This is a genomic window from uncultured Roseovarius sp. (genome assembly GCF_947489715.1).
Classification (GTDB): domain Bacteria; phylum Pseudomonadota; class Alphaproteobacteria; order Rhodobacterales; family Rhodobacteraceae; genus Roseovarius.
In genome coordinates this window covers 338,372-357,962 of sequence record NZ_CANLER010000003.1, presented here as the reverse complement: position 1 = coordinate 357,962, position 19,591 = coordinate 338,372, and the positions used below count along the sequence as shown (strand labels likewise).

Below are 19,591 nucleotides of genomic sequence, written 5' to 3'. Positions count from 1 at the left end.
CCCGGCAGCGCCTTATAAGAAGGGCGGGAAGAAGGAACGGCAAGACCCATGAGCGAGAAAACCACGCATTTCGGATTTGAAACCGTGCCCGAGGCCGAAAAGGCGGGGCGGGTGCAGGGTGTTTTCGGCTCTGTCGCGTCGAAATATGACGTGATGAACGACGTCATGAGCTTTGGCATTCACCGGGTCTGGAAAGACGCGATGATGGATTGGCTGGCGCCACGGCCCGGTCAGCGCCTGCTGGATGTGGCGGGGGGGACGGGCGATATCTCGTTCCGATTCCTGAAACGCGCGGGCAGTGGCCATGCCACGGTGCTGGACCTGACCGAGCCGATGCTGGTCGAGGGGCGGAAGCGTGCCGAGGCGGAACAGCTGGGTGCAAGCCTTGATTGGGTCGTGGGCGACGCGATGGCGCTGCCGTTCGAGAATAACAGTTTTGATGTCTATACGATCAGTTTCGGTATCCGAAACGTGACCCGGCCCGCCGATGCGTTGGCCGAGGCGTATCGGGTGCTGCGCCCGGGTGGGCGGCTGATGGTGCTGGAATTCAGCCAGATCCCCAATGATCTGATGCAGAAGGTTTACAATCTTTATTCGTTCAACATCATCCCGCGCATGGGACAGGCGATTGCCGGGGATCGCGACAGCTATCAGTATCTGGTGGAATCGATCCGGCAATTCCCCGATCAGGAGACGTTCTTGCAGATGGTGCGCGATGCCGGGTTCGAAAATGCCAAGTATCGCAACCTGACAATGGGTGTCGCCTGTCTGCATTCAGGTTGGAAAATCTGAATGAGAGGTCCGCACAACATTTTGCGGCTGGTGCGCACCGGCGCCACGCTGGAACGCACGGGCGCGATGGGCGTGGTCATGGATGCGATGGATGCGCCACCGCTGGTGCGTGGCACGATGCGGTTCCTGGCCTGGCCCTTCCAGTGGTTGGGCTATCGCGGTGATAAAGCCATGCCGCCCGCGACGCGAGCGCTGACCGCCTTGGGGCCGGCCTATATCAAGTTCGGTCAGATCCTGAGCACCCGCCCCGATCTGGTGGGTGACGAACTGGCCACGCAATTGCGGGTCTTGCAGGACAAGCTGCCGCCGTTTTCCACAGAGCTGGCCAAGAAAAGCGTCGCCTCGGAGCTGGGCGAGCCGGTCGAAGAGCTGTTTGCCGATTTCAGTGAGCCGGTTGCAGCGGCGTCGATCGCGCAGGTGCACCGGGCGCGGGCGCGCGACACGGGTGATGAGGTGGCGGTCAAGGTTTTGCGTCCCGGCATCGAAAAAGCGTTTCGCAAGGATATCGACGCGTTTTACTTTGCCGCCAGGATGGTCGAATTCCTGTCGCCCGCATCGCGCCGGTTGCGGCCCACCGAGGTGATTGCGCATTTCGAAGGCGTCGTGATGGGCGAGCTGGATTTGCGGTTGGAATCATCCTCGGCCTCGGAATTCGCGGCCAATACCGAAGGTGACGAAGGGTTTGAGCTGCCCGTCGTAAAGTGGCACCTTTCCAGCCGGCGGGTGATGACGATGGGGTGGGCCGATGGTGTGCCCCTTGGCGATAATGCCGCGCTGGATGCTGCCGGGCACGACCGGGTGGCGCTGGGAGAGCGGGTGCTGCAATTGTTCCTCAGCCATGCGCTGCGCGACGGGTATTTCCATGCCGACATGCATCAGGGCAACCTGAAGGTCGCGGCCAATGGTAACATCATCGCCTATGATTTCGGCATCATGGGCCACATCGACGAATATACCCGTCGGGTCTATGCCGAGATCCTCTATGGTTTCATCAAGCGCGATTACCGCCGGGTGGCCGAGGTGCATTTCGAGGCTGGGTACGTGCCCGCCGACCGCGACGTGGATGAATTTGCACGCGCCTTGCGTGCCGTGGGAGAGCCGATTTTCGGGATGGATGCCAGCCGGATTTCGATGGGCAGCCTGCTGAGTTACCTGTTTGAGGTGACGGAGCGGTTTGGCATGGAAACCCGGACCGAGCTGATCCTGTTGCAACGCACCATGGTGGTGGTTGAGGGCGTCGCCCGCTCTCTGAGCCCGGATATCAATATCTGGAAGGTCGCCAAGCCGGTCGTGGAAAGCTACATCAAGCAGAGCATCGGCCCGGCGGCGGCACTGCGGGATCTGGGCAAAACCCTTGCGGTTCTGGCGCGCTACGGTCCGCGACTGCCGGTCATCGTGGAAAATGCGCTGATCCGGCAATCCATGCCCCAGGAAGAGGTGTCCGAACGCCGCTGGCCGACATACCTGTTATGGGGTGCGCTGGGCGTGCTGGTCGGATCGGGAGCGATGGCCGCTGGGTTCTGGCTGTTCTAGACCGAATATACGGCATCCTCCTGCGCTGCAATGGACGCCTGCAACGCGTCGATTTCCGCAGCCCCGGCGCGTCTGGCCACCGGATCGCCACGACATTCCTGCCAGAGGCAATAGGCCGCCATGCGCCAATGATACCAGGGCGCCAGCCTGTGATACCGTTTGATGACCTGCTGATCGGGATAGGCAGTCAGGAAAGCGTCAACCTCTTTGGTGCGGAGCACCGCCCCGCGATAGGTCACCTGCATGGCCGGGGATAAAAAGATCGAAATATCCTCGCACGGGTCGCCGGTGGCGGGGCACTGCCAGTCGATCAGCCTGAGCGTTTCTGTATGTGCGATTATGTTGGCCGGAACCGGATCGCCGTGGAGAAAACGTGACGGCCCGTTTCCGGATGCATGCTCGGTCGGCGCCAGCATGTGAAGGTCCCGCGCACGCGGTTTAGGACAGGCCGCCAGGATGGTGCGGGTCTGGTGTTGCAGGGCAAGGCTGCCATTTGCGGCCCGGCGCAGGTTTTGCGGCGGCGGCAGTTGATGTACCCGGTAAAGCAATTCGGCTACCTTCGCGGCCCCTGCCTGCCAACCCTGCCCGGGTAAATGTTCATATACGAGGCAAGTATCGGACCCGACCTGAAAGTGGTCGACAAACCGTGGGGCGATGCCTTGGGTTTCCAGATGCTGCAATGCCAGGATTTCGCTGGCCGGATCATTGGGGAAAAGCGGGTTATTCGACGGGCCGGTGAAGAGTTTGATCACGATATCGCCATGGGGTCGCGAAACTTGCCAGAGTCGGTTCGTCCGTCCACCACGAAGCGGTGTCCACCGCGAAGCCGCCCCCACATGACCGCGCGCCCGAAGCTGATATGCAAGCGCATCGCCACATGTATTCGTTCTGAGTTGCGGCACGAAGCAGGGTCCAGTCGGTTGGCGTCGGGTCGCAGGACGCTACGTCAGACCGGAGAAGGGGGCAAGCGGGCAGCGATGGTCGCCCGCTTGTTATCTTAACTATCGGATTCGCGAATTCCCAGAACGTCGGCTGCCGGAACTTCCTGCCCGCCCGACATCACCAGAATGGTCTGGCCGCCCTCGTTGCGGGCTTCGACGATGCGGTCATGCACCTCGACCGGGTTTGCTTCCAGCAACTCATCGTCTTCGTAGGATTCCAGGGCGATGGAATAGGTGCCGATCGGCAGTGGCGCGCCGGTTTCATCCACACCGGCCCAATCCAGGGTGCCGCTTTCGGCAGGCGCGGCCTGACGCATGACCACTTCGCCAGAGCTGTTGCGCACGACCAGTTCCGCACGGTCGGCCTGGGGTGGGGATTTGACCGTCAATGAGACCGGGGCACCATTGAAGGCCACCGGCATTTCGGCCCGGGCGGTCATGCCCACCCAGCCCGAGAGCTGCGCCACGCCCAGACCCGAAACGCGATCCGCCAGAGATGTCAGCAGGTCATTGGTTTTCACTTGTTGTTCGACGGTGGAAAACGTGGCGAGCTGCACCGCAAAATCTGCCGACTCGATAGGATTGAGCGGATCCTGATTTTGCATTTGGGTCGTCAGCATCTTGATGAATGTCTCAAAATCCGAGCTGATGGCGTTGCGTTGCGGTTGGGTGGCGGCAGCGTTCTGGCTGGCCTGTGCTGCGGCGGTTGTGGTTGAGGAAACTTCCATGTTGATGCCTTTCTAAAGCCTGATATCGACGCGATCGGATTGAATGGAGAGATGCGCCGGAGCGTCAGGCATATTCTCACCGTCCGCGTCGCTGATTTGGGTGATAGTTGCCCGGGTGTCCGAAGTGGCTTCACCATCCGGTGAGCCGTCGCCGTCCGGGGCGTTCTGGCCAAAGGCGAATTCCGCCGAGCCAAAGCCGATGTCGAGGAATTCCTGGGCCAGCACGTCGATATTGCGGCGCATCAGGTCAAGCGTTTCAGGGCGTTCGGCCAAAACCTGTACGGTCATTGTGCCATCGCCGGCCTGCATTGAAATGCGCACGCGGCCCAGTTCTGCCGGATTGAGGACCAATTCCATAGGGCGCTCGGCCCCACCCTGCCGCATGGCCTGCGCCAGTTGAACCGCGATGTTGCGCGGCAGATCCGGTTGCTGAAGCAGCGTGGCTTGTTGCAGCCTTGAGGTGGCCGGCATCTCGGACGCGGCAATGTCGGCGGTAAAACTTGCCTCGGACGACCAGCGAATTTTGCCATCGTCACCGGCGCTGCCCGGCGACATGCCCGGGTTCTGCATCATCGCGGCCTGTACCGGTGGCAGAACCGGCGCGACCATTGCAGGCTTGTCCGCCCGTGATGTCGCGAATGTGGTCGTCATGTCGTGGCCTGCGTCCTTCCGCACGGTCACATGGTCAGGCAGTTTGTCTGTTTTTGCTGTTTGACCAGGCGCATTGGCAAGCGCCGCAAGATTGGCGCTGGCCGTGTTGGCGGCGGCGGATCTAACCTGACTTCCGGCGGCATCACCGCTTTGACCCTGCGCTTTGGTTTGATTGCCACCGGGGACGAGCGCATCGTCAGGTGCCGGCGGGGTGCTGCTGAGATCACCGGTGCGGCCTGCAGATGCAGCGCCCGTTGGCATCGCAGCAGCCTGTGCAGCGGTCGATTGTGCGCCCGTCTGCCCGGTCTGGACTGTCTTGCCGCTGGCCTCCGGCGTGGCGGCAAACCATGACGGTACGCCGGTTTCCGACCCGCTGAACGCCCCGGCTGTCGTACCTTTTTCCGATGTGGTTGCTTGCGGATCAGCCTCAGATACGGGCACATCGGTTGTGATGGTGACCTCTTCACTATCCGGCGCGTCTGACAGCAGTTGCGACGGCTCTGTTTCGCTGAATTCGGCGTGATCCGATTCTGTTTCGGTGTCTGACGCAGTGGCATCTGCCAAAGCGTCTGATTCTTCCGCGGATGAATTTTCCGGTGGTTTACCCTGTGGGTCATCCGTCGCGCGGGCCTTGTCGTTTCGACCACGTCCGTCACGTTTTGCATCGATGTCGCCCGAGCGGGATTTTTCGGCCATGACCGATTGGAAAGTTTCTCTGTTCCGCGCGGGTGCGTCCTGATTGTTGCCGTTACCATTTCCCGTCACGACGGGCATCAGGCTGGCGTTCTGGCTGGATGCAACCGGGCTGATTGATGAATTCATAGGTCTACTCTCCGGGATTCTTCCACGTGGCACGGAACATCGCAGAACACGGTTACTGCTTCTTTACCGAATTGAGGTTCAATGGATCAGAGTTCATCCAATTCGAGGTATTCCCGTGACAGATTCTTTACCAATTCCCGCGACCCGGCCGCCCACAGCGACGGTGATCAAGGAGATGTCTGCGCGGCAGGCTGCGGAAAAACTGGAAGCTACCTTTCTGGCCGAAATGCTGAAATCGGCCGGTTTTGGTGAGCAGGAAAACTCGTTCAGTGGTAGCGCTGGAGAGGACCAGTTCGCCTCGTTCCAACGTACGGCGATGGCTGAACAAATGGTCAAGAGGGGCGGTATCGGGCTGGCCGAAGCATTTTATAAATCCATGATGGAGAAGAGCGATGAAAACTGAGACGCAACAAGACATCATCACCCGCCTTGACGAATTGCTGGAACTTGAACGTGCCGCATTGTTGCAGGGGGAGCTGGATAAGATTCCGGTCCTACTGGAAGAAAAAGAGCGCCTGATTGATGCGCTGAATGCCGGTCAGCCGGATGCCAGCCTCAGCCTTGAGGAATTACAGTTAAAAGTTGAACGAAATCAGGCGCTGCTGGATGGTGCACTTCAGGGCATCCGAAAGGTAGCGGCTCGCATGGCGGCCTTTCGGCGTATTCGTCGTTCTTTAGAAACATATGACGAAACCGGGCGCAAACGCACGATTCAGGGCGAAACCGAACGCCGGGTCGAGAAGCGCGCCTGAGCAGATTTGTCTCAAATGCCGGGTAGTTAGAAGGCGGCATTTAGCACTCCATTAGCACTTCGAAGCCCATGTTATGCGGGCATCCGAAAGAACGGGTGGCGCGGCAGGGCGATCACGCTCAACTGCAGATGTCAGAAAGACAGCTAGGCCGTCTTCCGAGTGGGGGCGGGACGTGAAACTGGCGCAAAAGCGCCAAAAAGCTAAAGGAAAATGCTATGTCCAGCATTCTGACAAACAACAGCGCAATGGTAGCGCTGCAAACCCTGAAATCGATCAACTCGAGCCTGGCCAAAACCCAGGACATGATTTCGACTGGTAAATCGGTTGCGACCGCCAAGGATAACTCGGCGATCTGGGCGATTTCCAAGGTCATGGAATCGGATGTGTCCAGCTTCAACGCGATTTCCGACTCACTTGCCGTCGGAGAATCGACTGTTTCGGTGGCTTCGACTGCCGCAGAACAGATCGTGAGCGTTCTGGAGGAAATGAAAGCGCTTGCGGTTGCTGGTGTCAGCGAAACCGCGGACCATGCCAAGATCGAAGCCGACATGCTTCAGAAAGAAGAGCAGATCGCTTCTATCCAGGCCGCAGCACAGTTCAATGGTGTGAACCTGCTGCTGACCGATGTGGATGGTAACGGTGGCTCTCAGCTGACTGTGCTGTCGTCGCTTGACCGTGCGGGTGCAAACACGTCTGCAAACGGTAACGCACCGACCATCTCGACGATTGACGTGGCATCGGTAGATTTCGAAGCCAACCTGGACGTTCCGGGCCGTACGAATATCGCTGACGCGGCAACTGCCCAGACCGCTTTGACCGAGATCGAAGGCTATTTGCAGATTGCCATTGAAGGCGCTGCCAACCTTGGTGCCTCGGCCAAGCGTATCGGTGACCAGAATGAGTTTGTCGGTAAACTGACTGACGCCATGAAAACCGGTATCGGCGCATTGGTTGATGCCGACATGGAAGAGGCCTCGGCCCGATTGCAAGCCCTGCAGGTACAGCAGCAGCTGGCAACGCAGTCGCTGTCGATCGCCAACCAGGCACCGCAGGCAATCTTGTCGCTGTTCCGTTAACAAGCTTGATTTCAGGGGCGCTTTTTTGGCGCCCCTGAACGCCGTAACAAGTGAAAGATTTCCCGGAAGGACATGAAATGAACGCGATTACCAAGGCGCAGAACGCGTACCGTAATGACGCACAGCTTATTCGAACCGATCGAGACACGGAATATAACGCATTTGCCCAGATCACGCATCGGTTAAAGACCTATTCAGGCCGAGGCAAAGAGGGGTTTCGGGATTTGGTGGATGCCCTGCACGATAACAGAAAGCTTTGGGCTATTCTGGTGACGGATGTAGCTGACAGCGCCAATACCTTGCCGAAGGCGTTACGCGCCCGCATCGCATATCTTTCCGATTTTACACGCCAGCACAGTAGCAAGGTCCTGATGGGTCAGGCCACGGCTGACATTCTTATTGAGATTAACACCGCAATCATGCGCGGTTTGCGGAACGAGAGGGTGAAATAATGACAGGTCTTGTCCTGAAACTGAGCCCCAAGGAGCGTGTCCTGATCAATGGGGCGGTGATTGAAAATGGCGATCGCCGGTCGCGTTTGTCGATCATGACGCCGAATGCGAATATCCTGCGGCTGCGCGATGCAATCCATCCAGAAGAGGCCACGACGCCGGTCCGGCGTGTCTGCTATGCAGCGCAGCTTATCCTGTCCGGCGATGCCGAGCCGGAAGAGTCGCGGTTGCAGTTATTGCGCCATATCGAGGAACTGAGCCAGGTTCTGACTGATGCGGACAGCCGGTCGCATCTGACCCAGGCCACCGATGCCCTTTTGAAGGACCAGCACTATCAATGCCTGAAAGCGTTGCGGGCATTGCTGCCGCGCGAAGACCGGCTGCTGGCGCATTGGCCGTCATGAATTTTCAACCGTTGGTTCCCGTGGGCGGTCTGCCGGGCTGGGTGTTGCTGAACAAGACCATGGAACGCCAGACCGAAGTGTTCAACAAATCGCCGCAGATCGTGCGCGATACGGACTATTTTGAGCAGAACATAGGCAAGATTCAATCCGCAGAGCAACTGGTCGATGATCGGCGGCTTTTACGGGTGGCGCTTGGCGCATTCGGATTGGGAGAAGATCTTAACAGCCAGGCGCTCGTCAAACGTATTCTGGAGGAGGGGACCGTTTCCGATGATGCGCTGGCAAATCGGCTTGCGGATGAACGGTATAAGAAGTTTACCGATGCTTTCGGATTTGGCGAGCTGGCCTTGCCACGAACGCAACTGGCCGGGTTTGGCCGCGAGATTACAGATAAGTTTCGTGAGCTTGAATTCGAAGTGGCCGTGGGCGAACAGGATGAGAGTTTGCGCCTGGCGATGAACGCGCAACGAGAGCTTGCCGACATCGTAACCGGTGACGAATCGGATAATGCCAAATGGTTCGCGATCATGGGTAATCCGCCGCTTCGGAAAGTCTTTGAAGTGGCATTGGGTTTGCCAAGCAGTTTTGGTCAGATTGATATTGACCGTCAGTTGGAGACATTCAAGACTCAGGCGAGCAGGCAATTGGGGATCGAGTCTCTTGCTGATCTGGCATCAGAAGACACGAATGAAGAGTTCATCCGGCGCTACCTGCTGCGTGATCAAATCGCTTCGTTCCAGTTCCAATCAAGTAATTCGATTGCTCTGACCTTGCTTCAATCGGCGCCGAATTACTTCAGGGACGCCTGACGCCAGTTCAGACATGCTTCTAACGTCCTAACACCGCTGTGCGAAGAGCCACGCTTCTTTTCGCAGCCGTTTGTCGTGTCGCAAAGATGCGCACATCTACCTCTGAGACCCGACACGCTAAAAGTACGTCACCGCGAAAGCGGGCGCTTTTGCCCCAACGAGGGAAGCTCTGCTCTTGCGGCCGTTTTCTGGGTTTTATGCGGTGTGGATTGTTGTTTGGCGGCTCCAGCCACAGGCCTGGCTTGTCCGGCGCGGCGTAGGATGATCGACAGGCGGTCAAAGCTGTTTTGTACCGATACGGCTTCTTTTTCGGCCAAGAAGCTGTCCAGGTCTCCCCAAACGCGGAGCGCCTGGTCCAGTTCGGCATCGGTCCCTTCAGCATATAGGCCAGCTTTGACCATTGTTTCCGAACGGGCGTAAGCCCCCAACAGGCGGCGCGCGCGCAGGATCAACTGGTTCTCATCGTCGCTGGCTGCCTTCGGAAGGCTGCGGGAAACCGAACGTAGCAGGTCGATGGCCGGGTATCGCCCACGCTCGGCGATCTGCCGGTCAAGCACGACGTGCCCGTCCAAAACACCGCGCAGAATGTCTGCCACGGGTTCGTCCATGTCCGACCCCGCAACGAGAACGCTGAGCAGGGCGGTGATGTCGCCGCTATTTTCTTCACCCGGTCCGGCACGTTCGCAAAGCGACATGATCATGTGGGCCGTCGAGGCAGGAAATCCGCGCAAGGCAGGCATTTCGCCGGCGGCGGTGGCGACCTCGCGGTGCGCTTCGGCAAATCGGGTGATCGAATCGGCCAGGAACAAAACGTGGTTTCCCTGATCGCGGAAATGTTCGGCCACACTCATCGCGGTCCAGGCGCAGCGTCGGCGCACCAAAGGCGATTGATCCGAGGTCGCGGCGACAACGATCGAGCGGCGCATCCCTTCGGGACCTAGCACATTCTCTACGAAATCGCGAAGCTCGCGGCCGCGTTCACCGATCAGGGCAAAGACGACGATGTCAGCCTCCATGTTTCGGCCCAGATGCGCCAGCAGGTTCGACTTGCCGACGCCGGAGCCGGCAAAAAGGCCAAGGCGCTGTCCGCGTACTATGGGGAGCAGGGTATTAAAGGCCGTCATCCCTGTATCCAGGCGATTGCCCAGCGACCGGCGTTTTGCGGCAGCCGGCGGATCGGCACGCAACGGTCGCGATTCAGGGCCACGCAACAGAGGTCGCCCATCCAAGGGCTGCCCGAAAGGATCAATTATGCGGCCAACCCAGCCATCGGTAGGGGCGATATTGCTGGCTTCGAGCAGGGACGCCCGATCTCCTAAAGAAATTCCGGTTGGTGCGTCATCAGGAAGCATCAGGACGCTGTCTTCATCCATCTGAAGCACCTCGCCCGACAGCCAGCCACCTTCACGGCGCGTCACTCTGATTCGATCACCTAGCCGCGCCTCTCCACCGAATCCGCTGATCCGAAGCGTGTTGCCATGAACGGCGCGAACCCGCCCAATAACGCGTTCCGCCTGTAATGTCGCGATTTCAGCCTGCAGGCAGGCCAGCCCGGATTTGATCATCGAACTCTCCAATCATCTTCTGAAAACAATTTCTAAAGGAATCAGGGTTAAGCCTTGGTTGAAGCCAATCGAGGGAGAAGCCCCGATGTTTGAAAAACTTGAAATCTTTCGCATTGCGAATGCCCTGGCCACCCATGCGGGCGCACGCCAGTCAGTCGTGGCCCAGAACATGGCCAATGCGGACACACCGGATTACATCGCCCGCGATGTGAAACCGTTCAAAGAGATTATCGAAGGCGGTGATTCGGGGTTTGTTCCCCGCGCCACTCGCTCGGGGCACCTTCATGCCGCCACGCTACCTTTTGATATGGGCATCGCGAAAATGCGCGATGTCGAGACTGATCCCAACGGCAATTCCGTTTCGCTTGAAACCGAGATGATGAAGGCCGTTGATGTCAAGCGCGATCACGATCGGGCGCTGGCCATTTATAAGTCTTCCCTCACGGTGCTGCGATCAGCACTCGGTCGCCGATAGGAGGGCGCGGTTATGAGTGATTTCATGAAATCTCTTTCTGTTTCGGCCAGTGGTCTGAAAGCCCAGGCGCAACGTCTTCGTCATGTGTCAGAAAACATTGCCAACACCGATACGCCTGGCTACCGGCGCAAGAGCGTTTCGTTTGAACTCGAATTCGGGATTGGTGATGACATCGGCCGGGTCGAAACCAGCCGGGTCCATCTGGACCGAAGTGAACTGCCCAAGGTTTATGATCCCAGCCATCCGATGGCCGATGAGACGGGTCATTATGATGGGTCGAATGTGAACCTTGTCATCGAGATCGCTGACGCGCGCGAAGCGCAGCGCAGCTATGAGGCGAACCTCAAAATGTTCGACCAGGCACGGAAAATGTCATCCAGCCTGATGGATTTGTTACGTCGATAAAGGAGATCCAGAATGGATATCAAAGCCCTAAATGCTGTTCAGAAATATGCAGCCTCCCGCCCCGTGACCGAGCCAAACGCCGGTCTGGGCGGGGCGGGTGAGGCCTTCAAGGGTCTCGCCAAAGATTTCGCCACCACCCTTCAGGAAAGTGAAAACATTGCCAAAGCCGCGATGACAGGTGAGGCGGATCCTCATGCGCTGGTACAAGCGCTGGCCCAGACAGAACTGGCCGTCGAAACGGCGGTGACGGTGCGCGACAAGGTGGTCGAGGCCTACCAGGAAATACTGCGGATGCCGGTCTGATCTCATGCTCAACGAAGTGGTTTTCTTTGACACCCTGAGACAGGGGCTGTGGGTGGCTGTGATCATCTCATTCCCGATCCTGAGCGTTGCCTTGCTGGCCGGGGTCACGGTGGGCTTGTTCCAAGCCCTCACGTCGATCCAGGAACTGACGCTGACATTCGTGCCAAAGCTGGCCGCGATCGTCGTGGTGTTCTGGCTGTCGATGGGATTCATGACCCAGACACTGGTCGCTTTTTTTCACGACAGGCTGATCCCCCTGATCATCGGAGGTTGAGAGATGGAAAACACAGGTTACACAACCCTGACCCGGCAAACCGGCCTGCTGCGCGAGATGCAGGTGGTTGCCAACAACATCGCCAACAGCGCAACAACCGGCTTCCGGCAGGAAGGCCTGATCTTTTCCGAATTCGTCCGCAGCACGGGTGATGGTCCGTCACTGTCGATGGCGTCGGCCGATGTGCGCAACACTTCGATGTTGCAAGGCGCGTTGACGCAAACCGGTGGGGATCTGGATCTGGCCATCGAAGGTGGTGGGTTTTTCATGATCGAAACCCCAAGCGGTGAGCGGTTGACGCGTGCTGGTAATTTTGCGCTTTCCGCCGAAGGCGATCTGGTTACCAATGACGGGTTTCGTGTTCTGGATGCGGGCGGTGCGCCGGTTTTCATCCCACCTGATGCAACAGGCCTGGGCATCTCTCCGGATGGTACGGTCAGTGCTGATGGCAGGCCAATCTCACAGATCGGATTGGTTCAACCCGTCGATCCAATTGACCTGATCCGCGAAGATGGCGTGATGTTTCGTACCGAGGGTGAGGTTGAGCCAATAGAAGATGGCAGGGTTTTGCAGGGTTTTCTTGAAGGAGCCAACGTGGATCCGGTGGGTCAGATCGCCCGTATGATTGAAGTGCAACGTGCTTATGAAATGGGCCAGAGCTTTCTGGATGCAGAAAACAAACGCATCCTGTCTGCCCTGGATACATTCACCCGTTAACCAGTAACCCAAGGAGGTGCCTATGCGCGCCCTGAAAATTGCCGCTACCGGAATGGCCGCCCAGCAGATGCGGGTCGAAACCATCTCGAACAACCTCGCCAATATGTCGACCACAGGCTACAATGCCCGGCGGGCAGAATTCTCGGATTTGCATTACCAGCAGCTTGCGCGAGCAGGCACCGTAAATGCCGCCGATGGCACCGTATTGCCAACGGGCGTACAATTGGGTTTGGGCGTTCGCCCGGCCGCGGTTTCGGTCAACCTGCAACAGGGATCGCTGTCGGTCACCAATGGCGATCTGGATGTCGCGATCGACGGGAAAGGATATCTGGAAGTATCTTTGCCCTCGGGGCTGTCGGCCTATACCCGCGACGGGGCGCTGAAACGATCGGCTGAGGGGCAGATCGTGACCTCAGATGGTTTCCCACTGACGCCCGAGATCGTCATCCCCGAAGACGCCCGTAGCATTTCGATCAATCCCTCGGGAGAGGTTTTCGCCTATTTCACCGACGCAACCGAAGCCCAGTCCATCGGCGAAATCAGTCTGGCCAGCTTCACCAATCCAAAGGGTTTGGAAGCCATTGGCAGCAACCTTTTCACCGAGACCGAAGCCTCGGGTCCAGCCAATGTCGCAACCCCTGGTGAGGATGGATTGGGTACTGTGCGACAGGGATATCTTGAGGACAGCTCCGTGGATCCGGTGCGTGAAATCACTGAACTGATCGAAGCGCAGCGTGGATATGAGCTGAACGCCAAGGTCATCTCAGCATCCGATCAGATGCTGGGCGCAACCACACAGGTGCGTTGATGAAACTTCCTTTGATCATTGCCTGCCTTCTCGTGGCCAATCAGGCAACGGCAGATATAATGCTGGCCGCACGGACAATCCGGCCAGGTGGGATCATCACCGCAGAAGATGTATTGGTCAAAGCAGGGGAACTTGTCGGCACCGCCAGCAGCCCGGATCAATTGATCGGCTCCGAAGCGCGGGTCACTCTATACGCCGGTCGGCCAATTGCGCTGGCAGATATTGGGCCGCCTGCGCTGGTCAAGCGTAATCAGATTGTGCCGCTGGTCTTTCAGCAGAACGGTCTGAAGATTTCGACCGAAGGTCGTTCCTTGTCGCGGGCCGGTGCTGGCGATTTTGTCCGCGTGATGAACCTGTCATCGCGCGCAACTGTTTCCGGTCGGGTCATGCCTGACGGACGGATTTTTGTTTCACAATAGGAAGTGTCATGTTCGAGAAAAAAGTCAGCCTTTGTCTCTGTGTTTTGCTTGGTGTCGCTGGATGCAGTCGCTTTGACCACATTGGCAAGCCACCAACCTTCACGCCGACCCGCGAATCGAACGAACATGTTGCCATGCTCAACCCCGGTCTGCCGCTGACGCTTGAACCGCAACGCCAGATTGACCGGGCGTCCCTTTGGAGCGGTGGCCGTCAATCTTTGCTTGGGGATCGTCGGGCGATCCAACGCGGTGATATCATGACTGTCGTGATTGAAATTGATGAGGAGGCCGAGATTTCAAACTCGACCGAAAGATCACGTAAAGCATCGGAATCGTTGAGTGTTCCGCACCTGTTTGGCATTCCACAGCGCATCAATAAAAGATTGCCCGAAGGGGCTTCTACCGATGATGCGGTTTCGGTTGATTCCAAGGGGAGTTCGGGTGGCGATGGGTCCGTCAGCCGTAAAGAAGAGCTGACCTTGCGGGTTGCCGCAACCGTGATGGAAGTTCTGCCGAACGGTGTGCTTTCCATTCAAGGCACGCAGGAGGTTCGGGTCAACTTCGAGCTTCGGGAGCTTCTGGTCAGCGGCTATGTCCGGCCGGAGGATATCTCGCGTCAGAATGAAATCACCTATGACAAAATCGCCGCCGCCCGAATTTCCTATGGCGGACGCGGACAGATCACCGACGTGCAGCAACCGCGCATCGGTCAACAGGTACTTGATGCGGTGTTACCGTTCTAGGAGGGTGTGATGATTGGGAAGCTTTTGCCGGTTCTGCTGGCTGTAATTGGTGTTGGCGGCGGTGTGGGGGCTGGTTTAGCCCTCAAACCGGCACCTTCGGAAATGGCCATGGAAAATCCCTGTGGCGACGTGGGTCATGACATGGCACATGCAGATGACACGCATGACAGCAAAGCAGAAGATAACGAAGAAGACCTCCGGGAATATGTCAAACTGAACAACCAATTCCTGGTACCGGTTGTGTCCGATCAATTGATCGAGGCCCTGGTTGTCATGTCGTTGAGCATCGAAGTCTCAGCCGGGCAGAGTGAGATGATTTTTTCGCGCGAGCCCAAGCTGCGTGATGCATTTTTGCAGGTTCTTTTCGATCACGCGAATATCGGTGGATTTCGAGGTGAATTTACCAATGCAAAAAACCTTGAAGTACTGAAAACAGCGTTGACTGAAGTCGCGCAAAAAATTGCGGGTGATACTGTCAGTGGTATTTTGATCACCGATATCGCCCGACAGGACGTCTGATCACTTCTCGGTCAGGCATTTAAGCGCAGCTCTGCGCGTTATGGTTTCTGCGAACTGATCAGTTGCAGGTCATCTTGAACCTGGCGTTTCCGTTTTTCACGGTTCTGTTTTTTGGTATCAGTAGCCTCCTTCAGCAATTCCCCTGCGGCAATCTGTTTTCCAAAAGCGCGGCGCAGTTCGGCGGTCATGCGCGCCTTTTGCGCCAGTACCTGGGCCAATTGGGTGTTCAGGTCGGCGCGTGTGCGGCTCACCCACCCTTCCCACAAAACGTCTGCTCCGATTTGACGCACAGTATGCAGCTCGGTTTGTGGCAGGGTCATGTTGTTGCGCCGAAGGTTTTCGAGCTCTGCCAGGTCATGCCTCAGGCTGGCTTCGCGTGCGTTTACAGCCCGCATTTTTCCAAGCTCGGCCTGATAGAGCGCATCGGTCAAATTTGAAAGATCCTTGAGCGGGTCATTCATCAGCCGAAACTCCTTGCCTTGCGGCGCATCGCTTCGGCGAAGCGGATCGCCGCGGCAACCGCGCGATATTGATCCGGGTCGATCTCCTCGCCGATCTGAGTACCCGCATGAACTGCCCGCGCTGTGGGCGGATCGCTGTGGATAGGCACACCACTTTCAATTGCCAATTCCCGTATCGAATGGGCAACGTGATCGACACCCTTGGCGACACAGACAGGCGCGGCACCGGGTGCCCGGCTCCATTTCAAGGCCACGGCATAATGTGTCGGGTTGACGATAACGACATCGGCTGTAGGTACGTCCGCCATCATTTGTTCCGAGGCGATCTGAGCTCCGCGCTGGCGGCGCTCCTGCTTCATATATGGATCACCTTCCTGTTGTTTGTGCTCATCCCGAATTTCCTTATGCGACATGCGGTTTTTTCGAAGATGATCGTGGCGTTGCCACATGAAATCTATGGCGCCAACACCCAACGCGATAAGCAGCACAACAAACATGAACTCGATAATCACACGCGCCATCAACGACCCGACTATTTTTGGATCGCCGTGAAGGGCCCCTGCCATGTCTGAGATACGATAGGAGAGGAAGACACCCAGCAGTATCGAATAGAACAGCAATTTTGCGAAGCTCTTGCCAAATTCAAACAAACCCGACGGTCCGTACTTATTTTTGGCATTTTGTATTGGATTGATGCGTGACGCTTTGAATGAAAGCTTGCTGGGGGCAAATACAAGACCGCGTTGCGCGACCACCGATAAAATGGATGTCGTGGCGGGTATCAGAAACCAACCAAGTAGACCCAGACCAATCGCTCCTAGCAATCCGCCGACTGCGGTCGTTGCCTGGCCGTTGAAAAACAGATCTGCCAGTTTCTCTGACTGGTCGATCAATACCATCAACGAAGTGCTGACCTGTTTTACCGACGTTCCGCCGATTGCCAGCGCCGCCAGCAGAAATCCACCATAGGCGGCCGCGGTGGTCAGGTCTGCAGATCGGGCAATCTCACCCTTTTTACGTGCTTCGTTTAGTTTGTGCGGCGTCGGTTCATGGGTCTTTTCGGTATCGTCATCTTGGCCTGCCATCAGTTACCTCCGAAAGGGTTGGTAACGAATGACTCGATTGCTTGCACCCAGATGGTCAGCATGGTTGGCGCCAACAGAAGCAATAACCCCAATCCGGTGGCCGTAATGACCGGGGCGCCAACGAACACGACCATCAATTGGGGCATCGCTTTGTTGATGATGCCGAGGGTCAGATTGTAAAGGACAGAGACGATGACAAACGGGGCGGCCAACGTAAAAGCCAGCGCGAAGGATGCAGCAACCTGCCGGATACCCCAGGGTGTGATCGCGGCGGCATCGGGTAATTGGGCAACCGGAAACAGATTGTAGGTCAGAATCATCATTTCAGCGACGCGAACATGCAACCCCAACATCATCGCCAGCGCCAGCCCGCCAACAACCAGCAAATGTCCAATCGCCGGCAAGGGTGTGACACCGGCGCTGCCCAGGATTTGTGCGAGGGATGTCGCCTGCGCCGCAATTGAGCCTGCGGTTTGAAGGGCCATGAGGAATAATCTGATGCCGATGCCAATTACCACCCCGACGGCCGTCTCGCTTAAGATAAGCCACGCCAGCGGTGGTGGTTGTTTCACAGCGTCAGAAAGAAATGGTTCGGCCGCGGGCGAAACGACAACCGTAAACATGAGGGCAAGAATCAGTTTCACACGTGCGGGAACCGAACGTTCGCCAAAGCCAGGAAACAAAGACATCACAGGCCCGACACGCAGGAAAACAATGAAATTCAACCACAAAATCTGTTGTGAGATTTGCAGAAGTTCTGCAGCAGCATTCATGCCGCGGCGACCCCGACGAGCGACGGTTTCGTATCAAGGCCTATTTCTTCAAACGACAGAACCGGGTTTGAAATGTCGCGCGCCGACAGCACTGTTCTGAGGAAACGGCGACGGAGAGTCGATGTCACAATTGCCGGAAAAATCCCTTGTTCACCTGCCCGTGTCACCTGTTCTGTGACTGACGCGGTAAGCGAGTTGAAAATTTCAGGTGGCAGCGCCACGTCCATACGTCCGCGGTCATTGTCGATCTGATAGGTGGTGAATGTATCTTCCCATTCGGGGGCCAGTTGGATCAGGGGTAGACTGCCGTCCGGACGCTGCAAATTCGCAACAAGCTGGAAGCCCAGCCGCTGACGGACATGTTCGCAAATCGTTTCGGTTTGAGTGTGCAATTGACGTGCCTCTGCCGTGGCCTCGATGATGAGGGGAAGATTTCGAATTGAAACCTGCTCGGCCAGCAGCAAGCGAAGCACCGAATGGAGCAGGTCTGAGGGTACACGATCAGGTATCATTTCATCCAGCAGCTTCCGATTTGCGTCAGCTCGGGCTTGATTTGACAGGTTGACCATTTCATCCAGCAGCCGACGCATCGCCTTCATTGTCAGAAGGCGGCTGAGATTTTTCTTGATCACTTCCAACAAATGAGTTGCAAGAACCTCGGTTGGGGCAACCAGCGTGGTACCGTTGAGCGCCGCATCATCGCGGGCGTCATCCGCGATCCAACGCGCGGGCGCACCATAGACCGGTTCGGTCACGTTTTCTCCGGATGGCAGGGCTTCGTTACTGTCGGGATCCAGCGCCAAAATCTGATCGGCCCGTAATACGGCGCGCGCCTGCTCAACGCCTTGTACGCGAATCATATAGGTGCCAGAGGGCAGGCCGGGATCATCTGTGAGACGGATTTCTGGCAGGATCAAACCATAGAAAGTCGCGACATGCGTTCTCATGTTAGAAATGCGTGCATCCAACCCGACGCCGGGATCGAGTATCATGTTAACGAGATCAGGTGCAAATTCGACGTGAATATCATCAAGTTCGAGGATATCGCCGAGTGATTTGTCTGCTGAAATTTCAGTTGGTTGATCAGATTCACCTTCGGACAGCAAGTCTCGCTTTTGAGCCCGATACATCACAAATGCGGTCACGCCCAGGCCAAGCGCACCAAGCATGAAGGGAAGGAAGGGCAGGCCAGGTACGAGTGCGAAAAGCGCCATCAACGCGGCCACGGTCGCCATCGCTGTCGGATGGCGCGTCAACTGGCTCATCAACGCTTTGTCCGTTGCGCCCTGGGCACCACCACGCGCCAAAAGCAACGCTGACGCAATCGAAATTACCACAGCCGGAATTTGCGTCACGAGCCCGTCGCCGACCGTCAGGATGGTGTAGGTTTCGAAAGCAGTTGCCAGTGGCATATCATGGACAACCAATCCCATGATCAGCCCCATAATTAAGTTCAACAGCGTTATGAGCAGGCCCGCAATCGCGTCACCTTTGACAAATTTGGATGCACCATCAAGGGATCCAAAGAAAGTCGTTTCTTGTTGTTCTCGCTCGCGACGTTCTTTGGCTTCCTGATGATTGATGGCGCCTGCCGACATATCGCTGTCGATTGCTAATTGTTTGCCGGGCATTCCGTCCAGCGCAAAACGTGCACCAACTTCTGCCATGCGTGCGGCACCCTTTGTGATCACCATGAAGTTGACAATCAGAAGAACTCCAAACACGACAAGGCCCAGAAAGACGCTGCCACCCATTACAAAACTCGCAAAGCCCTCGATCACGTCGCCCGCGGCGTCCGTTCCGGTATGCCCTTGCCCGATGATGAGTTTGGTAGAGGACACATTTAGCGAGAGCCGAAGCATCAACGAGGCGAGAAGTATGGTTGGGAAAGCCGAAAAATCCAACGGGCGTTCGATGAACAGCGTCACGGTGAAAATCAAAATTGCAAGTGCAAATGACGCGGCTAATCCGACATCCAATACCCATGCCGGTACGGGCAGGATCATCATCACAATGATTGCCATCAAAGCAAGAGCCAGCAAAACCGTCGGTTGAAAGAGATCGCTGATGGTGAAATTTTTCAT

At 57.0% G+C, this 19,591-nt stretch carries 25 protein-coding genes; 17 read left to right on the top strand and 8 right to left on the bottom strand.

What is annotated here, in order from left to right; translation table 11 throughout:
* Positions 1-48: 48 nt before the first annotated feature.
* The gene (gene ubiE / locus Q1B27_RS11285; RefSeq protein ID WP_299847514.1) at positions 49-792 is read left to right on the top strand and encodes a bifunctional demethylmenaquinone methyltransferase/2-methoxy-6-polyprenyl-1,4-benzoquinol methylase UbiE; all 744 of its coding nucleotides are present in this window, start codon (positions 49-51) and stop codon (positions 790-792) included.
* A complete protein-coding gene (gene ubiB / locus Q1B27_RS11280; protein ID WP_299847512.1) occupies positions 793-2,325 on the top strand; it encodes a 2-polyprenylphenol 6-hydroxylase in 1,533 nt (510 codons plus the stop codon). It begins immediately after the preceding gene.
* On the opposite strand, the gene Q1B27_RS11275 is transcribed toward ubiB, so the two are convergent.
* From Q1B27_RS11275 to Q1B27_RS11265, 3 genes are all read right to left on the bottom strand, one after another.
* On the bottom strand, positions 2,322-3,161 hold the full coding sequence (locus Q1B27_RS11275) for a phosphotransferase (RefSeq protein ID WP_299847686.1): 840 nt from the start codon (positions 3,159-3,161) through the stop codon (positions 2,322-2,324). The two genes, ubiB and Q1B27_RS11275, sit on opposite strands and share 4 nt — an antisense overlap.
* A gap of 161 nt (positions 3,162-3,322) precedes the next feature.
* The gene (locus tag Q1B27_RS11270) at positions 3,323-3,994 is read right to left on the bottom strand and encodes a flagellar hook capping FlgD N-terminal domain-containing protein (RefSeq protein WP_299847510.1); all 672 of its coding nucleotides are present in this window, start codon (positions 3,992-3,994) and stop codon (positions 3,323-3,325) included.
* Between the two features lie 12 nt (positions 3,995-4,006).
* Positions 4,007-5,467, bottom strand: coding sequence for a flagellar hook-length control protein FliK (locus tag Q1B27_RS11265; RefSeq protein ID WP_299847508.1), 1,461 nt, complete (start codon positions 5,465-5,467; stop codon positions 4,007-4,009).
* A gap of 115 nt (positions 5,468-5,582) precedes the next feature.
* Between Q1B27_RS11265 and Q1B27_RS11260 the strand changes: the two genes are divergently transcribed.
* From Q1B27_RS11260 to Q1B27_RS11235, 6 genes are all read left to right on the top strand, one after another.
* Positions 5,583-5,870, top strand: a complete 288-nt coding sequence (locus Q1B27_RS11260; RefSeq protein WP_299847506.1) for a rod-binding protein — start codon at positions 5,583-5,585, stop codon at positions 5,868-5,870.
* Positions 5,860-6,219: a flagellar protein FlgN gene (locus Q1B27_RS11255; RefSeq protein ID WP_299847505.1), complete on the top strand. Its 360-nt coding sequence runs from the start codon at positions 5,860-5,862 to the stop codon at positions 6,217-6,219. The genes Q1B27_RS11260 and Q1B27_RS11255 overlap by 11 nt, the downstream gene beginning before the upstream one ends.
* A 215-nt stretch (positions 6,220-6,434) precedes the next feature.
* A complete protein-coding gene (locus tag Q1B27_RS11250; protein WP_299847503.1) occupies positions 6,435-7,295 on the top strand; it encodes a flagellin in 861 nt (286 codons plus the stop codon).
* Between the two features lie 77 nt (positions 7,296-7,372).
* Positions 7,373-7,747, top strand: coding sequence for a flagellar biosynthesis regulator FlaF (flaF, locus tag Q1B27_RS11245; RefSeq protein ID WP_299847501.1), 375 nt, complete (start codon positions 7,373-7,375; stop codon positions 7,745-7,747).
* A complete protein-coding gene (gene flbT / locus Q1B27_RS11240; RefSeq protein ID WP_299847499.1) occupies positions 7,747-8,151 on the top strand; it encodes a flagellar biosynthesis repressor FlbT in 405 nt (134 codons plus the stop codon). The genes flaF and flbT overlap by 1 nt, the downstream gene beginning before the upstream one ends.
* The gene (locus tag Q1B27_RS11235) at positions 8,148-8,960 is read left to right on the top strand and encodes a DUF1217 domain-containing protein (RefSeq protein WP_299847497.1); all 813 of its coding nucleotides are present in this window, start codon (positions 8,148-8,150) and stop codon (positions 8,958-8,960) included. The genes flbT and Q1B27_RS11235 overlap by 4 nt, the downstream gene beginning before the upstream one ends.
* A gap of 128 nt (positions 8,961-9,088) precedes the next feature.
* On the opposite strand, the gene Q1B27_RS11230 is transcribed toward Q1B27_RS11235, so the two are convergent.
* The gene (locus tag Q1B27_RS11230) at positions 9,089-10,525 is read right to left on the bottom strand and encodes a FliI/YscN family ATPase (RefSeq protein WP_299847495.1); all 1,437 of its coding nucleotides are present in this window, start codon (positions 10,523-10,525) and stop codon (positions 9,089-9,091) included.
* A gap of 85 nt (positions 10,526-10,610) precedes the next feature.
* On the opposite strand from Q1B27_RS11230, the gene Q1B27_RS11225 reads away from it, so the two are divergent.
* From Q1B27_RS11225 to Q1B27_RS11185, 9 genes are read left to right on the top strand one after another with little or no spacing between them, the layout of a single operon-like run.
* Entirely contained in the window at positions 10,611-11,000 is a 390-nt protein-coding gene (locus Q1B27_RS11225; protein ID WP_299847494.1) for a FlgB family protein, read from the top strand.
* Positions 11,001-11,012: 12 nt separating this feature from the next.
* Positions 11,013-11,405, top strand: coding sequence for a flagellar basal body rod protein FlgC (flgC, locus tag Q1B27_RS11220; RefSeq protein WP_299847492.1), 393 nt, complete (start codon positions 11,013-11,015; stop codon positions 11,403-11,405).
* A 12-nt stretch (positions 11,406-11,417) separates the two neighbouring features.
* Complete coding sequence (gene fliE, locus Q1B27_RS11215) at positions 11,418-11,708, top strand: flagellar hook-basal body complex protein FliE (protein ID WP_299847490.1); 291 nt, start codon at positions 11,418-11,420, stop codon at positions 11,706-11,708.
* Positions 11,709-11,712: 4 nt separating this feature from the next.
* Positions 11,713-11,982: a flagellar biosynthetic protein FliQ gene (locus Q1B27_RS11210; protein ID WP_299847488.1), complete on the top strand. Its 270-nt coding sequence runs from the start codon at positions 11,713-11,715 to the stop codon at positions 11,980-11,982.
* A 3-nt stretch (positions 11,983-11,985) separates the two neighbouring features.
* Positions 11,986-12,699 (top strand): flagellar hook-basal body complex protein, encoded by a 714-nt coding sequence (locus Q1B27_RS11205; protein WP_299847486.1) that lies wholly within the window; start codon positions 11,986-11,988, stop codon positions 12,697-12,699.
* A 22-nt stretch (positions 12,700-12,721) separates the two neighbouring features.
* Complete coding sequence (gene flgG / locus Q1B27_RS11200; protein ID WP_299847484.1) at positions 12,722-13,507, top strand: flagellar basal-body rod protein FlgG; 786 nt, start codon at positions 12,722-12,724, stop codon at positions 13,505-13,507.
* Positions 13,507-13,926, top strand: a complete 420-nt coding sequence (gene flgA / locus Q1B27_RS11195; protein ID WP_299847482.1) for a flagellar basal body P-ring formation chaperone FlgA — start codon at positions 13,507-13,509, stop codon at positions 13,924-13,926. Before flgG ends, flgA begins: the two co-directional genes overlap by 1 nt.
* Before the next feature lie 8 nt (positions 13,927-13,934).
* A complete protein-coding gene (gene flgH / locus Q1B27_RS11190; protein WP_299847480.1) occupies positions 13,935-14,669 on the top strand; it encodes a flagellar basal body L-ring protein FlgH in 735 nt (244 codons plus the stop codon).
* A gap of 9 nt (positions 14,670-14,678) precedes the next feature.
* Positions 14,679-15,188 (top strand): flagellar basal body-associated FliL family protein, encoded by a 510-nt coding sequence (locus Q1B27_RS11185; RefSeq protein WP_299847478.1) that lies wholly within the window; start codon positions 14,679-14,681, stop codon positions 15,186-15,188.
* Positions 15,189-15,226: 38 nt separating this feature from the next.
* Here Q1B27_RS11185 and Q1B27_RS11180 read toward each other — a convergent pair whose 3' ends face one another.
* The 4 genes from Q1B27_RS11180 to flhA are packed head-to-tail and all read right to left on the bottom strand — an operon-like array spanning position 15,227 to position 19,591.
* Positions 15,227-15,649 carry a hypothetical protein gene (locus Q1B27_RS11180; RefSeq protein ID WP_299847476.1) on the bottom strand — a complete coding sequence of 141 codons (423 nt, stop codon included), beginning with the start codon at positions 15,647-15,649 and terminating at the stop codon, positions 15,227-15,229.
* Complete coding sequence (locus tag Q1B27_RS11175; protein ID WP_299847474.1) at positions 15,649-16,734, bottom strand: flagellar biosynthesis protein FlhB; 1,086 nt, start codon at positions 16,732-16,734, stop codon at positions 15,649-15,651. Before Q1B27_RS11175 ends, Q1B27_RS11180 begins: the two co-directional genes overlap by 1 nt.
* Entirely contained in the window at positions 16,734-17,507 is a 774-nt protein-coding gene (locus Q1B27_RS11170; RefSeq protein ID WP_299847472.1) for a flagellar biosynthetic protein FliR, read from the bottom strand. The genes Q1B27_RS11175 and Q1B27_RS11170 overlap by 1 nt, the downstream gene beginning before the upstream one ends.
* The gene (gene flhA / locus Q1B27_RS11165) at positions 17,504-19,591 is read right to left on the bottom strand and encodes a flagellar biosynthesis protein FlhA (RefSeq protein WP_299847470.1); all 2,088 of its coding nucleotides are present in this window, start codon (positions 19,589-19,591) and stop codon (positions 17,504-17,506) included. The genes Q1B27_RS11170 and flhA overlap by 4 nt, the downstream gene beginning before the upstream one ends.